The organism is Paenibacillus sp. FSL L8-0708, from assembly GCF_038009325.1.
Taxonomy (GTDB): domain Bacteria; phylum Bacillota; class Bacilli; order Paenibacillales; family Paenibacillaceae; genus Paenibacillus_AQ; species Paenibacillus_AQ odorifer.
The window spans coordinates 377,309-391,607 of the sequence record NZ_JBBPBC010000001.1 but is presented as its reverse complement, the minus strand read 5'-3'; the positions used below and the strand labels follow the sequence as shown (position 1 = coordinate 391,607).

15 protein-coding genes are annotated in these 14,299 nt (G+C 44.8%); 1 reads left to right on the top strand and 14 read right to left on the bottom strand.

Annotated features, from left to right (window positions below):
• Window positions 1–44 precede the first annotated feature (44 nt).
• From NYE58_RS01770 to NYE58_RS01720, 11 genes are all read right to left on the bottom strand, one after another.
• The gene (locus NYE58_RS01770; RefSeq protein ID WP_036687425.1) at window positions 45–785 is read right to left on the bottom strand and encodes a TerC family protein; all 741 of its coding nucleotides are present in this window, start codon (window positions 783–785) and stop codon (window positions 45–47) included.
• A 27-nt stretch (window positions 786–812) separates the two neighbouring features.
• Complete coding sequence (locus NYE58_RS01765; RefSeq protein WP_076275964.1) at window positions 813–2,093, bottom strand: TerD family protein; 1,281 nt, start codon at window positions 2,091–2,093, stop codon at window positions 813–815.
• A 133-nt stretch (window positions 2,094–2,226) separates the two neighbouring features.
• The gene (locus tag NYE58_RS01760) at window positions 2,227–2,808 is read right to left on the bottom strand and encodes a TerD family protein (protein ID WP_076275963.1); all 582 of its coding nucleotides are present in this window, start codon (window positions 2,806–2,808) and stop codon (window positions 2,227–2,229) included.
• Window positions 2,809–2,865: 57 nt separating this feature from the next.
• Window positions 2,866–3,441: a TerD family protein gene (locus tag NYE58_RS01755; protein WP_076134803.1), complete on the bottom strand. Its 576-nt coding sequence runs from the start codon at window positions 3,439–3,441 to the stop codon at window positions 2,866–2,868.
• A gap of 29 nt (window positions 3,442–3,470) precedes the next feature.
• Entirely contained in the window at window positions 3,471–4,067 is a 597-nt protein-coding gene (locus NYE58_RS01750; RefSeq protein WP_076134802.1) for a TerD family protein, read from the bottom strand.
• Window positions 4,068–4,190: 123 nt separating this feature from the next.
• The gene (locus tag NYE58_RS01745; RefSeq protein ID WP_076185595.1) at window positions 4,191–4,637 is read right to left on the bottom strand and encodes a tellurite resistance TerB family protein; all 447 of its coding nucleotides are present in this window, start codon (window positions 4,635–4,637) and stop codon (window positions 4,191–4,193) included.
• A gap of 156 nt (window positions 4,638–4,793) precedes the next feature.
• A complete protein-coding gene (locus tag NYE58_RS01740) occupies window positions 4,794–5,516 on the bottom strand; it encodes an amino acid ABC transporter ATP-binding protein (protein WP_076276053.1) in 723 nt (240 codons plus the stop codon).
• A 10-nt stretch (window positions 5,517–5,526) separates the two neighbouring features.
• Window positions 5,527–6,177, bottom strand: coding sequence for an amino acid ABC transporter permease (locus tag NYE58_RS01735; RefSeq protein ID WP_076124698.1), 651 nt, complete (start codon window positions 6,175–6,177; stop codon window positions 5,527–5,529).
• A gap of 93 nt (window positions 6,178–6,270) precedes the next feature.
• Window positions 6,271–7,086, bottom strand: a complete 816-nt coding sequence (locus tag NYE58_RS01730; RefSeq protein WP_341000963.1) for a transporter substrate-binding domain-containing protein — start codon at window positions 7,084–7,086, stop codon at window positions 6,271–6,273.
• A gap of 227 nt (window positions 7,087–7,313) precedes the next feature.
• A complete protein-coding gene (gene aguB, locus NYE58_RS01725) occupies window positions 7,314–8,189 on the bottom strand; it encodes an N-carbamoylputrescine amidase (RefSeq protein ID WP_076107380.1) in 876 nt (291 codons plus the stop codon).
• 55 nt (window positions 8,190–8,244) lie between these two features.
• Window positions 8,245–9,273 carry an agmatine deiminase family protein gene (locus NYE58_RS01720; protein WP_341000962.1) on the bottom strand — a complete coding sequence of 343 codons (1,029 nt, stop codon included), beginning with the start codon at window positions 9,271–9,273 and terminating at the stop codon, window positions 8,245–8,247.
• A 300-nt stretch (window positions 9,274–9,573) separates the two neighbouring features.
• On the opposite strand from NYE58_RS01720, the gene NYE58_RS01715 reads away from it, so the two are divergent.
• Complete coding sequence (locus NYE58_RS01715) at window positions 9,574–9,873, top strand: hypothetical protein (protein ID WP_341000961.1); 300 nt, start codon at window positions 9,574–9,576, stop codon at window positions 9,871–9,873.
• Window positions 9,874–9,886: 13 nt separating this feature from the next.
• Here NYE58_RS01715 and yfcE read toward each other — a convergent pair whose 3' ends face one another.
• From yfcE to pulA, 3 genes are all read right to left on the bottom strand, one after another.
• Window positions 9,887–10,435 carry a phosphodiesterase gene (gene yfcE, locus NYE58_RS01710; protein ID WP_340398162.1) on the bottom strand — a complete coding sequence of 183 codons (549 nt, stop codon included), beginning with the start codon at window positions 10,433–10,435 and terminating at the stop codon, window positions 9,887–9,889.
• A 125-nt stretch (window positions 10,436–10,560) separates the two neighbouring features.
• Window positions 10,561–12,045, bottom strand: coding sequence for a glutamate synthase subunit beta (locus tag NYE58_RS01705; RefSeq protein WP_076275959.1), 1,485 nt, complete (start codon window positions 12,043–12,045; stop codon window positions 10,561–10,563).
• A 250-nt stretch (window positions 12,046–12,295) separates the two neighbouring features.
• A complete protein-coding gene (gene pulA / locus NYE58_RS01700) occupies window positions 12,296–14,251 on the bottom strand; it encodes a type I pullulanase (protein ID WP_076220532.1) in 1,956 nt (651 codons plus the stop codon).
• Window positions 14,252–14,299 lie beyond the last annotated feature (48 nt).

Below are 14,299 nucleotides of genomic sequence, written 5' to 3'. Positions count from 1 at the left end.
GCATGATCGGCTCCGACTTCTCTATGGTGCAATTACTTTTTTAATCATGCACTTTTATGGGCATCTTTTTTCTTACGTCTAGCACTATAGAGGATCGTACCCACGAATACCGCTATAAGGATTGTAAAGAATACGACATGCGGCAATTCAAAACCAAAAGCACCCGCTAGCATCTTACCCGCAATAATGGCGATAAGCAGGAACGCTGCCTGTTCCAATTCAGGGAATTTATCAATAAGCTTCAAGAATACCTGCGCCACTCCGCGCATCATCAGAACCCCTAAGATACCACCCATAAAGAGAACCCAAACCTGATCGCTAAGTCCAAATGCTGCAATAACACTGTCAATACTGAAAGCAATATCCATTAATTCAACAAGGAGAACTGTCTTCCAAAAAGAAGTGCCTTTATTCTCCGTATGCTCTTCGCCACTGCCCTTAAATAAACCTTTATATGCGATATAAAAGAGATACAGTGCACCAAGAACCTTAACCAAAGTAAACTTAATAAGAAATGTCCCTAGTCCAATGGCCAGGAATCTGAACAAATAAGCCCCTAAGATACCGTAGAAAAGCGCCTTTTTCTGCTGCTCCTTAGGTAGATGCTTAACCATAACGGCAAGCACAAGCGCATTATCTGCAGAGAGCAAACCTTCTAGTAGAATTAAGCTCCCGATAATCCCCCAGCTCACAGGATCAGAGAGTGTACCTACTACATCACTCCATGAGAAAAAATGCCCGTAATTCTCACTAATATTTCTAAAAAAATCTGCGAACCAATCCATTACACTTTGCGCCTCCGGTAAAATCGATTATTTGCTGCCCGCAACCCAGCGCAGCCCCCAGCCATAGGCTTCATCCATCTCACGATGACCACTGTAATATTGCACCAGCCGTTCAACACTAAATGTTTCATTGCTTACATTCCGGAATAACGCAATGGCACACATCCCTTTTCGGTTGTTATGCTCGTCCAAATTTACAATGATATCAGGTCCTCCGCCTTGTTTGATGGTGACAACCCCATCGGCCTCCGACCAGTTGGTTACCCCTTTATAAATAAAGGAAAACACTAGAATGCGTTCAATCTCGGAAATTTTGATACCATTTATACGCAAATTCTCACCAGTAGTTACGGAGCCTGTCCGATCATCCCCATCAAGCATGACATAAGGAGGTTGATTCAATGAGCCAAAGGCATTGCCCAACGCTTGTACCACTCCTTTACTGCCATTCTTCAGTTCATACAGACAAGCAAGATCTAGATCTACGCCATTTTTACGACTAAAGAGTCCGCCCTGTTTCTGGTTCCAGTTGAGATTAATCAACACTTCCCCTAGATCACCACTGGCTGATTTTTTTAAATTAATGGAATCGCCTTTTTTCTTCAGCTCGATTTTCTTCAAGTTGAGATTCATTGGCGAAGGCGGAAGTGTGGGTGGAGAGCTTTCTTCACGTTTCACTGGCTGCGCAGGCGGCGTTGCGAAGATTTGTGGTGGAATCTGCGGCTTAACCTCCGGCTGTGGAGCAGCAGGAGCAGGCTCCTCATTCGCTTCAATACCGAAGTTACTGCATATCTCTTTCAAACCTCCGGCAAACCCCGCTGCAATGGCACTGAACTTCCATTCACTGTTATATCTATATAATTCCCCTACCACAATGGCCGTTTCCACGGAGAAAAGATTGTCGAGATCACATCGGAGCAGTTCCGCACCTGTCACTTGATTGAGAATCCGAAAATAGGCCTGACTAACTTGCCCAAAACTTTGACCCCTTTTCTCCCCATCATAAATGGTAAGCGTAAAGGCAATCTTCATCACATCGGAAGGAATCTTATCCAATTGAACTTCGAATTGCTTGCGGTCATTGAATCCTGGCACATCCTTATACCTAATATACGATGTGGCTGGATTATTATAAAATATTAAATCCTCGTCTTTACTTACTTTACCCTCTGATCCAAGCAGGAAAGCAGAGCTATCAATCTCCAGAGCAGCCGGAGCATTCCAGCCGATCTCTACGATTATAGAATGAAGTCCAGCATTGCCTTTGGTCAGATCAGCTTTTTGCCCTTTGACTACGTTAACACTCATTCTTACGCCACCTTTATAAATGGAGTAAACCAACTAATAATTTTGTAAAAAAGAACCCCACAAAGTGGAGTCTGTACTGCTCTAAATATTTATAAAAAGGGCAGGATCGGTAATGACCCCGCCCACTTGGATGTTATTGCGCGTCCAGTCCATAGTTTCTGCATAAAGCGCTTAGACCGCCGGCAAAGCCACTTCCAATCGCCTGGAACTTCCAATCCGCACCATTGCGGTAGAACTCACAGAATACAACAGCTGTTTCAGTTGAAAAGTCTTCACCTAAATCGAAGCGAAGCACTTCACGATCATTAGAAGCATCTACTACACGTACAAAAGCATTGGAAACCTGTCCAAAGTTTTGTGCCCGAGTTTCATAATCATAGATCGTTACCGTTATTCCGATGCGCTGAATATGAGCAGGGATTTTGCTGAAATCAACAACAATCTGCTCGTCATCTCCATCACCCTCACCCGTACGGTTATCACCTGTATGAGTCAGGGAGCCATTTCCACCCGATGGATTATTGTAGAATACAAAATCATCAGAGCCCTTGGCCTTGCCATCTTCATGCAGTAGAAAGGCTGAAGCATCAAGGTCAAAATCTTGGCCGCCGCTATACTTATTAGTATCCCAGCCCAATCCTACCACTACCTTCGTCAAACCCGGATTAGTCTTGGTAAGATCAATCCGTTGCCCTTTAGAGAGACTGATCGTCACTGACAAAACCTTCTTTCATTTATGAATTCAATTCAACTTTAGCATGCAGAACGAAATTTATTGCAGGCCGTAGTCGCGAGTCAAACCGCTCAAGCCGTCTTTGTAGCCACTGCCGATAGCATTGAACTTCCATTCTGCACCGTTACGATACAATTCGCCTACAACAACACCAGTTTCAATAGAGAAATCCTCACCGAGGTCGAAACGAATCAATTCTTCATTGTTCAGATCGTTTACGATACGTACGTAGGAACGGGAGACTTGTCCAAAGTTTTGGCTTCTTGCTTCAGCATCATAAATTGTGATAGTAAAAGCTACTTTGTCCACATCAGCAGGGATGTTCTGAAGATCCACTTGAACCTGCTCATCATCACCATCGCCTTCACCTGTACGGTTATCTCCGGTATGAACAACAGAAGCATTCTCATTTTGCTTGTTATTGAAGAAAATGAAGTTGGTTTCTTTATCAACTTTACCACTAGCATTGGTCAAAAAGACGGATACGTCCAAATCGAAATCTTTTCCGCCGTCGTATTTATTAGTGTCCCAGCCAAGACCTACAGTGATTTTGGATAGACCTGGGTTGCCTTTTGTTAAATCGATCTTTTGACCTTTGGATAAATTAATTGCCATGATTACATACCTCTTTTCTTATATTTGGATTATACGTAGCGTTCTGCAAGTTGATTGATATGAGCGGCGTGGCTGCCTTCACCAATTGCAGCGAACTTCCATTCTCCACCTTGGCGGTAAAGCTCTCCACAAATAAGTGCCGTAAAACCTGTGTAGTTGTCTGACAAGTTGAATTTAATCAACTCACTATTCCCGGCAGCATTTATTACCCGAATATACGCTGATTTGATCATTCCAAAATCCTGTTTGCGATTCACCGCATCGTAAATGTTAACGACAACCAGAACCTTATGAACATCGGCAGGAATAGCTTTCAAATTAACCATGATTTGCTCGTCATCTCCGTCGCCTTCACCCGTCAGATTATCTCCGGAATGAATGACCGAGTTGCAAGGACTTTGCTTGTTGTGGAAGCAGATCAGGTTACCCTTCTTAGTTAGCTTGCCATCCTCATTCAGCAGCAAAGCTGAAGCATCACAATCAATGTTAGCCTGCTTTTTGACACCGAAAAATCCCTTTTTAGCCTCTACCGGATCCCAGCCTAAGCCAACTATTACATTGGACAAGCCCGCATTACCTTTAGTCAGATCAATCTTTTGACCTTTTACCAGATTAATTCCAGCCAAATCAACGTACCTCCGTTTCCGATAAAACTATTATCTGTTAGTCTAGCTTTTAGGTGTTATATCAGTGATACGATAAAGAATAAATTACGTTTCAACGAACTTTTATCTATGACTTCACCTAATTTATAAACTGAATTCGCTAGGGTTTAATCCTAAGACACCACAAATATTCCGCACAACTGCTTTTTCATAATCATCAAAATCACCATCAGCTGATCCAATTGCCGAGCATACGCCCACGATCAGACGGCCCGCTTCTGGTTTGCCGCTAAACTTAGCGATCGCTTTCAAAGCCTCTTGTTTCCCTATTTCCGGAGAGAACTCGAAGTTACTAACATAATGGTTGAATTGAGCAATGACATCTCTCATGTCAAATACCTTCAATTCATTACTTAGATTTATATAGCCGACCATTTTATTCTTCTCTGCATCTTCTATTTTACCGTCAGCCGCAGCAACCAAAGCGCAGCCTGCAACTATCGCGTTCATGAAGTCTTTATTTTTGAATTTTTTCACTTGATCTGTTAGTCCGTTTTTGGTTGTGTTTAACCAGTTTTTAAATGTGCTCATCGTATTTCTCCCTCTATCACTGCAAGATTATGATAACAAAAGATATCCCCAGAGCCTCCTCTCCACGTTCCGACAGATTTTGCATATAAATCCCTGAATTAACCGTTACTCTTCTAATATACCTGATAAAATAACAAGATTCTACTTTCCACTAAATTACAGCACCTTTGATAGAAAGGATCGTGTCCGTTCTTGCTTAGGATTTCCGAACAGCTGCTCCGGACTTCCTTCTTCCACAATCTCACCTTGTTCCATGAACAGCACCCGATCCCCCACCTCACGCGCAAAGCCCATTTCATGTGTCACCACGACCATCGTCATCCCCTCACGGGCCAGTTCCTTCATCACCGCCAGCACTTCCCCCACCATCTCCGGGTCAAGCGCTGAGGTTGGTTCGTCAAAGAGCATAATTTGGGGCTCCATAGCCAGCGCCCTTGCAATCGCTACCCGCTGAGCCTGCCCCCCAGACAATGAGGCTGGATACATCTCTGCTTTTTCACTTAGACCTACTTTTTGCAGCAGCTCAAGCGCTTTTTGCCGCGCTTTATCCGGAGACCATTTACGCACCTGAACCGGCGCCAGCATAATGTTTTCTATAACCTTCATATGAGGAAATAGATTAAACTGCTGAAACACCATCCCAAGCTCTGTACGGATATCGTTAATCTTCGTACTCGCCGCCATCAAAGAAGTGCCTTCAATTACAATCTCGCCCCCCTGCGGCTGCTCCAGTAAATTAAGGCAACGCAAAAAGGTGGATTTACCCGATCCGGACGGCCCAATAACCACCACTACCTCCTGACTGAAAATATCGATACTTATGTCGGCCAGCACCGTATTTGTTCCAAATGATTTATGTAAGTTCCGTACTGAAATCATAGGCTCCATCCTATTTCAGCCTCCGTTCAACGTAATTCAGCAGCTTGCTAAGAGAATAGGTAAGAATGAAATAAATAAGTGCCGCTGTCAAATAAGGCTCCCATATCCGCAAATATTGCCCTTTCATCGTGTTGGTCCAATACATTATTTCCGGTGCAGCCACCAAAGCCAGAAGAGAGGAGTCTTTCACAAGCACAATAAACTCGTTACCAAAAGCCGGAACCATCCGTTTGATCGCTTGCGGTAAAATAATAAATCTCATCGCTTGCCGACTAGTCATCCCCAGTGAAATAGCCGCTTCCCGTTGCCCACGATCAACCGACTGAATGCCTGCCCGAAAAATCTCAGCCGAATAAGCAGCCGAATTAAGCGAGAGAGCAACAAACGCAGTAATTAGAGCATTGGTTTTGCCGTAAAGCGGGGGAATCACTCCAAAGTGAACAATCAGAATCTGCACATACAATGGTGTTCCTCGAAAAAAATTGATATATGAATGAAAAGGCCAGCGCAAATACCATTTTGGGGCCATTTTGCCAAATCCGATCCCCAGTCCCAAAATAGAGCCAAATAAAATAGAAACTACAGAAATACCGATAGTCAGCAGTGTCCCTTTTAAAAGGACGGGCAAATAATGAATAATAATGTCCATTCTAAAATCCATAGGACTCTCCCCTTCTCTTCTTTATGTCATCTCTCTTTAAAAAAATAAGCATGCGCAATAGCTATCATTACGCATGCTTATTAGGTTTTTTCCTTATTTTGCGTTCAATAAGCTATCCAGGTTAGGTTCTTCGCCGAACCAAGTTTTGTAGATTTCCGCGTACTTTCCGTTTTCCAATACCTTCTTAATAGCCGGATCCAGTTTCGCTTTTAACTCACTGCCCTTAGGGTAAAGAATGCCGTAATATTCCGCTCCGAAGTTCTCTGTGTCTACAATCCCCACCAGTTTCTGCTTAGGATTGTTTTTCATGTACTCACGTACAATGGCAATATCCGCTACAACCGCATCGGCTCCGCCGCCATTCAGTTCCATCAATGCCACCGCATTGCTGTCAAAACGTTTCAAGTTAGGGTTGTCGACACCCATTATTCCGCTCATCAGGTCATCTGCAGTTGTGGCCCCTTGTATTGCAACTACTTTATCTTTAAGATCAAGTGCGTTTTTGATGTCGCTGCCTTCTTTAACCATAATCATATTGGTAGATTCGAAATAAGGGATGGAATAGTCATAGGTTTCTTTACGTTCATCCGTAATCGATACTGAAGATAGCCCTGCTTGATACTCCGTTCCCTGCTTCACACTTTGCAGCATCGTTTCCCAGCCTGTGTTCGTTACGTCATAGTCTAATCCCGCTTCTTCCATAACTGCCTTAATGAAATCGATGTCGAATCCTTTGATTTTATCCGTGTCCATATACTCCATAGGAGCGTAGCTGGCATCACTGGCAAACTTAATTTTCTCCGCTGAGGATTCGTTACCAGCTTTACTGTTATTTGCTCCACAACCTACCAATGCAACCACCACAAATGATATAAAAACTGACATTAAAACACGACTTTTTATTTTCATATCCCCATTCCCCCTATTTTCGAAAATAACTTAAAGAGATTTTAACAGATTAAAGGATTCATGACAATTAACTTTTCTAAATTATGTAAGGTTTTATAACACAATATTATTATTTTATACGTTTTATGCGTACATCACTCTCAAAAAAATTCATCAAACACAAAAAGGCACTGCCAGAGATTGTATTCTCTCTAGCAATGCCTTTAGCATATTTAACTTTAAACCTATTAAAGTGTGATATCTCCATCATAAGAACCGATCAATTTATACAGATCCGGCCGGCGGTCACGGAAGATTCCCCACTCGATCCGGCCAACTTCCAAAGCATCCAGATCGAATTCGCTTACCAGCACGGTTTGCTCATCACGTCCAGCCTCAACGATTTTATTGCCCTGAGGACCTGCAATGAACGATGAGCCGTAGAAATTAATGCTCGAATCCTCATCAATTTCCTCACCAATACGGTTGGAAGCCACGACTGGAATAAGATTCGCAGCCGCATGTCCAAGCATACAGGTCTGCCAATGATCCTTGGAATCGATCGATCCATCCTGCGGTTCAGACCCAATAGCCGTTGGATAGAACAGAATTTCTGCTCCCATCAGGCTCATTACTCTAGCCGCTTCTGGATACCATTGATCCCAGCAGATGCCTACACCAATCTTGGCATAACGAGTGTTCCATACCTTAAAGCCAGTATCTCCCGGATTAAAGTAGAACTTCTCTTCATAACCTGGGCCATCTGGAATATGACTCTTGCGGTATTTGCCCAGCACCGTTCCATCAGCATCAATTACAGCAAGTGAGTTGTAACGCGCGTAATTCTTTTTCTCATAAAAACTAATCGGCAGTACCACTTGCAGCTCCTTGGCTACTGCTTTGAAATGATTAATCGCCTTGTTATGCTCAAGCTCTGTTGCGTATGCGTAATAATCAGCTTTCTCTTTTTGACAGAAATACGGAGTCTCAAACAGCTCCTGCAGCAAAATAATTTGCGCACCCTGTGCTGCCGCTTCTCTGACCAATGTCTCGGCTTTGCTGATATTCTCCTCAATATTGCTGGAACAACTCATTTGTGTCGCAGCTACTTTTACATTTCTCAAGTATCTGTCCTCCTTGTATATAAATGTCCCTTTGGACGTTTAGTTTTCCTTCAAATTATTGCTGTGCAGGCATTTGCTGCGTAGTGCAGTGTACATTCCCGCCTTCGGTGATAACGGCCATTCCGTTAACTGTACGAATCTTGCGATCCGGGAACAAACCAGCCAGCACTTTCTCAGCAAGTGTATCCGTTTCTGTCGCGGTGCCGCCAAACACAGGCAATATAATTCCGCCGTTCACGAAATAAAAGTTCAAATAACTGAGCGTCAGACGACTGCCGTCATAATCGACCCGTGGTGGCTGCTGAATCTTGATAATCTCCAGCTTACGCCCTTTGGCATCTGTAGCGTTCTCCAGAATACGCAGATTCTCTTGCGTAATCTCATAGTTCTCATCCTGCGGGTCCTCACAGACCTGGATAATAACTTTGCCTGGTGCAGCAAAACAAGCAATATTATCGACATGACCATCGGTTTCATCGCCACTAAGGCCACGTCTCAGCCAGATAATAGCTTCTGTACCTGTATAGTTCCGCACGTACTCTTCGATCTCTTCGCGCTTCAGCTCCGGGTTGCGGTTTAGGTTAAGCAGACACTCTTCTGTAGTAAGCAAAGTGCCTTCTCCATCCGTATGAATCGAGCCACCCTCCATCACAAGCGGTGCATCAAAACGGGTGATCTGCGCATGCTCCAGAATCTGCGGAGCCACTTCGTCATCCAGATCCCAAGGTGAATATTTACCGCCCCAAGCATTAAACTTCCAGTTCACACCTGCCATTTGTCCTTCTTTATTAACAATAAAGGTAGGTCCGTTATCACGCAGCCAAGCATCGCTATGCGCAATAGGCAGCAGCGTTACATTCGGTCCGCCGACCAAATGCTCTACCCGCTCCACATCCTCCGGGTTCACAATGACCGTGATTGGTTCAAACTCGGCGATGGCTGTGATAATGTCAGCATAACCTTGGCACACTGACTCGTGGTTATCCGGGAAACACATAGATTCCTGCACCGGCCAGGAGATAAAAGTACGTTCATGCTTGCCCCATTCCGGTGGCATTGTATAGTTCAAATCTTTAGGATTCATGTGTTAACTACCTTTACTAATATATTTGGAGCCAGTCCTACCCTTAAAACTCCTTCCTCATCATACAATAATATGTTCTAGTGCTCAATTCCCTGGGACATTAATAATGTTGGAAGGAATTTTTTTGTTCGCAGCCCCCATTTTACAGTTAAAAAATTTAAGTTTTCATCCGTTACAACGAAGCTAAATTAAATTATTTTAATATAAATCAGGATATCATTTAATAATTTTACTTATTATAGTGATTCCATTTTCATTTCTAATGGATTTTATATAATTAGCTTAAAGGAGTGGGTTGCAATGGATGACATCGATCTTCAAATCTTGGAATTACTGAAAAGCAACGGCCGCATGACCAGTTCCGCATCTGGCGTCCTTCTGTCTCATAGCAGCTCCAATATGCCGTTTCTAGTTAGCGGCGTCTTTCTGGGTTCCGCATTATGGTGGATAGGTTTGACAGGGAGCACCGCTTTGTTCAGAAACAACATAATGTCAGGACGTTCGAAACAGCTCATGTTCAACAAACTGTCCGGATTGGTAATGTTGTCTTTCGGCGTTGTCTCCCTTATTCAATCTCTCAATCTTCAGGAGTTCCTTTAAACGATATCTCTCACTATACGGTAATCTTTTTTACCACATTGCCTTCAAAATCCTTAACGATAAATTCCCCGCCCTCTAGAATAGCATAGGAATTCGGATTATTCTCTTTAGGCAGCGATATGGAGCCGGGATTCAGCACATACACTCCCTCTTTTACATCGGCAACTGGTATATGGGTATGTCCCTGAATAAAAATATCCTTCTCGGAAAGCGCCGGCAAATGCTCAATGCTAAAGCCATGACCATGTGTAGCGTAAATCCGTCTGCCTTCGTGCAAAAGCATAACATAATCGCCCATCATCGGGAATTCCAGCAGCATTTGGTCTACCTCGGCGTCACAGTTTCCACGTACTGCGGTTATCGGCTTGTTTTTGTTATATGCATTAAGCTTATTAGCAACCTCTTGTGGGTTATAGTCCTTCGGCAGCGGATTTCTTGGACCATGATATAAAAAGTCTCCTAGAATAATAAGACTGTCCGGCTGCTCTTCTTCCACCTTTTCCAAAGCCCGTTCCAGCCAAAATAAAGATCCGTGAATGTCGGAAATAAACATTAACTTCATCATGTATTCTCCTTTTCAACTTAACTTAATTAAATATGCGCTTAGACAATAATCTTAACCTTGAACATACCACAACGCAAAGCGGACGTTCCCAAAGGAACGCCCTGTTTGCTATATCTTAACACTCACGGTAAATTCGAGGATCCCATCAAAAAGCGGTCTACTTCGCGCGCAGTCTGACGCCCTTCGTCAATAGCCCAGACTACAAGGCTTTGCCCGCGCCGCATATCGCCTGCTGTGAACACACCTTCTACATTGGTTACTTGTGCTCCGAACTCTGCTTTGGCGTTCCCCCGCTCATCGCGTTCCACCCCAAGCTCGCCCAGTATAGTTTCTTCGGGTCCTGTGAATCCCAAAGCCAGTAATACCAGCTGCGCTTGCAGGGTCTCCTCACTGCCCGGCACTTCGACCGGTACCCTTCGTCCCTGTTCATTATGAGTCCATTCAATGCGCACTGTACGCAGCTCCTGCACTTGCCCACCCTCATCGCCGACAAACCGTTTCGTCGAAACCAGATAACGGCGCGGATCTTCTTGATACAGTGAAGCGGCCTCCTGCTGACCATAGTCCACTTTAAGCACCTTTGGCCATTCCGGCCAAGGATTGTTAGACTGACGTGTCAGCGGCGCCTGTGGCATAATCTCAAGCTGAGTCACACTGCGGCAGCCGTGACGGATCGAAGTGGCTACACAGTCTGTTCCAGTATCCCCACCGCCGATTACAACTACATCCTTACCTGCTGCTGATAAAAATTCCCCATCGGCAAGCCCTGAATCCAGTAGGCTCTTTGTATTCAGCGTTAAAAACTCCATAGCTTGATGAATCCCACGCAAATCGCGTCCTTCTATCGGCAGATCACGTGCCTGTGTAGATCCACCACACAGTACTACAGCGTCATGCTCTGCCTTGAGCTGTGATGCCGGGAGATCTCGGCCGATCTCTGTTCGAGTTACGAAGGTAATGCCCTCAGCTGCAAGCAGATCCACCCGGCGCTGTACAGTCTTTTTATCCAGCTTCATGTTGGGAATACCATAGGTAAGCAGACCGCCAATCCGGTCCGCCCGTTCATACACAGTCACCGTATGTCCAGCCTTATTAAGCTGTGCCGCACAGGCAAGCCCTGCCGGACCTGAACCCACTACAGCTACCTTTTTACCCGTGCGATGAAGCGGCGGCTCAGGCACAATCCAGCCTTCTGCAAAACCTCTATCTACAATCGACTTCTCAATAGATTTAATGGTGACAGGTTTGCCATTCATCCCTACCGTACAAGAGCCTTCGCAAGGAGCGGGACAGACACGGCCTGTAAATTCAGGAAAGTTGTTAGTCTTATGCAGACGTTTCAGCGCTATCTCCCAATTTCCACGATAGACCATATCGTTCCATTCAGGAATCAAGTTGTGCAAAGGGCAGCCGGAAGCCATACCAGACAACAGGCGTCCTACATGACAAAATGGCGTACCGCAATCCATACAACGCGCCCCTTGCTCGCGCAGCTTTTCTTCATCCATAGGTATCGAGAATTCATTCCAATTCTTAATTCGCTCCAATGCCTCACACTCGGAGGGTGTCTGTCGTTCAAACTCTAAAAATCCGGTTGCTTTCCCCATCTCTTTCATCCTCTCTACCAAAGAAAAGTACTCTCTGTCACTTTCTGCTGTTATGCCACTCTAAAGCGCCAAAGTAAATGCCTTAATATTAGCACCCTAGATCTTTAACGAAAATGAGTAATGTCACCTTTTTATGTAAAATAAGAGCATCCATTCAAAAGAAAGTTCCACACAAAAAAGCACGCGGAGTACTGTACTCATTGAGCACAATACTCTGCATGCTTTTAAAGAATTCTCTGTAAAAAAACATCTAGTTCACCGTCAGTACTACCATTCCAATCCCGCTTACAGTTAGCTTATTACCCGTCAGATTCTGCGCAAGATCGGCTCCAAAAACTGTTTTCCATGCACCAAGCTGTGGCAGAACCAAAGCCGTCTGTTCTACATTAGCATTAAAAAGCACATAGATATGCTTCGCCGCATCGCCTCCAGCATGGCCACGCAATGTATACGCTACCGAACTTACCGGTGCTTTTTCAAATACTAGATGATTCCGAATGTCATCTGCCGTTCGCATACGGAAAGCCGGATGTGCTTTACGCAAGGCAATTAGCTGCTTCAGATAAACCACATCATCTTGATGAGCAGCGCACAGTTCCCAATCCAATTGGTTGATCTTCACCGAGGATTTATAGCTGTTCTCTACCCCGTTTTTCGTGCGCATAAATTCCTGACCCGCATGGACAAAGGGGATTCCCTGACTCATGAACACTATCGCAGAAGCTAACCTATGCATAGATTGGCGCTGTTTGTCCGTCTGCCCTTGTGTGGACAGTAATATTTTATCCCATAACGTATGATTATCATGACATTCCACATAATTGACGGTTTGCTGAGGCTCCACGGCAAATTGCCCAATGCCTGGGGCATAAGCAATGCCTCCCGCGACCCCTGCCTTTATCGCAAGCTCCAGTCCCATCATTCCGCTGATGAAGCCCGGTTGATCATGCAGAAAAATATTCCCTTTAATGGCATCCCGGAAATCATCATTAAAATGTCCGATTCCCGGCAGAAGTGCAGCATTCTTCTGATGAGCGAGCCGCTCCATCGGCAACTCTGTCCCCATCATCCAACCTTCACCAATCGTCATGATGGACGGGTCAATCCCATCCAGACGACGCCGGATTTCATCCATCGTGTTGAGGTCAATCAAGCCCATCAGGTCAAAACGAAAACCATCGATATGGTATTCTTTGGCCCAATAAACTACGGATTCCACGATGAAGCTGGACATCATCAAGCGTTCTGAAGCCACGTCATTCCCGCAGCCAGAGCCATCCGACAGGCTTCCGTCTTGCTTGTAACGCAAATAATAGCCGGGAACCAGCTTGGTGAAATTCACGCGATAGCCATCGTACACATGGTTGTAAACCACATCCATAATGACGCGGAGACCGCGATCATGAAGTGCTTGAATCATTGTTTTTAGTTCCCGGATACGCAGTCCAGGCACATATGGATCTGTAGCATAGGAGCCTTCTGGCACATTATAATTCTTCGGATCATAACCCCAGTTATAATGCGGTTCATCCAGCCTCGTCTCATCTACACTCTCTGTAGAATAATCATAGACAGGCAATAGCTGCACATGGGTTACACCGAGGTTCGCGATATGATCGAGTCCAGTGAGAATACCCTCCGGTCCGCGGGTTCCTTCTTCCGCCAAAGCAAGATATTGTCCTTTATGGGTCATACCGCTTGCTGGATGAATGGATAAGTCACGCAAATGAAGCTCATAAATGATGGCATCCACAGGATCATCCAAGGGTGGCTTATCTTCCGTCCACCGTTCCGGATCTGTTTTGCGTAAATCTAAAATAGCTCCCCTATCACCGTTCACTCCTACAGCACGTGCATAAGGATCAACCGCCTCATTCCACTGTTCTCCAAGACGTACTCGGTAGGTATAGAACTTGCCATCTAAATCACCGTCAACTGTAATTCTCCACGTTCCCCGGACATCACGGACCATAGAATACTTACACTCTGCTGCTCCCTGCCATGAATTATAGAGTACCAGCTCCGCTTCTTGAGCGGTGGGCGCCCATAAACAAAAAGCTGAACTCCCCGGTGAGTACGTTAGGCCAAGATCGTCCCCATCATAGCTGAATAACTGATCAAACTCCTGAGCAAACACGGAAATCCCTCTAGTAGCCGCAGGATCCCCATAATAAATGGGTTCCTTCATTTCCCTTTGTACGGACAAAGCACCTATCCCCTTTTCCAGTTATTAACTGGATTATAGTATGATCGT

Bases quoted from the DNA above. Each gene is read 5' to 3' on its own strand.
- NYE58_RS01755 (WP_076134803.1), bottom strand. From the start codon at position 3,441: ATGGCAATTAATTTATCCAAAGGTCAAAAGATCGATTTAACAAAAGGC.
- NYE58_RS01705 (WP_076275959.1), bottom strand. From the start codon at position 12,045: ATGGGGAAAGCAACCGGATTTTTAGAGTTTGAACGACAGACACCCTCC.
- NYE58_RS01720 (WP_341000962.1), bottom strand. From the start codon at position 9,273: ATGAATCCTAAAGATTTGAACTATACAATGCCACCGGAATGGGGCAAG.
- NYE58_RS01770 (WP_036687425.1), bottom strand. From the start codon at position 785: ATGGATTGGTTCGCAGATTTTTTTAGAAATATTAGTGAGAATTACGGG.
- yfcE (WP_340398162.1), bottom strand. From the start codon at position 10,435: ATGAAGTTAATGTTTATTTCCGACATTCACGGATCTTTATTTTGGCTG.
- NYE58_RS01715 (WP_341000961.1), top strand. From the start codon at position 9,574: ATGGATGACATCGATCTTCAAATCTTGGAATTACTGAAAAGCAACGGC.
- NYE58_RS01765 (WP_076275964.1), bottom strand. From the start codon at position 2,093: ATGAGTGTTAACGTAGTCAAAGGGCAAAAAGCTGATCTGACCAAAGGC.
- NYE58_RS01730 (WP_341000963.1), bottom strand. From the start codon at position 7,086: ATGAAAATAAAAAGTCGTGTTTTAATGTCAGTTTTTATATCATTTGTG.
- NYE58_RS01745 (WP_076185595.1), bottom strand. From the start codon at position 4,637: ATGAGCACATTTAAAAACTGGTTAAACACAACCAAAAACGGACTAACA.
- NYE58_RS01740 (WP_076276053.1), bottom strand. From the start codon at position 5,516: ATGATTTCAGTACGGAACTTACATAAATCATTTGGAACAAATACGGTG.
- NYE58_RS01735 (WP_076124698.1), bottom strand. From the start codon at position 6,177: ATGGATTTTAGAATGGACATTATTATTCATTATTTGCCCGTCCTTTTA.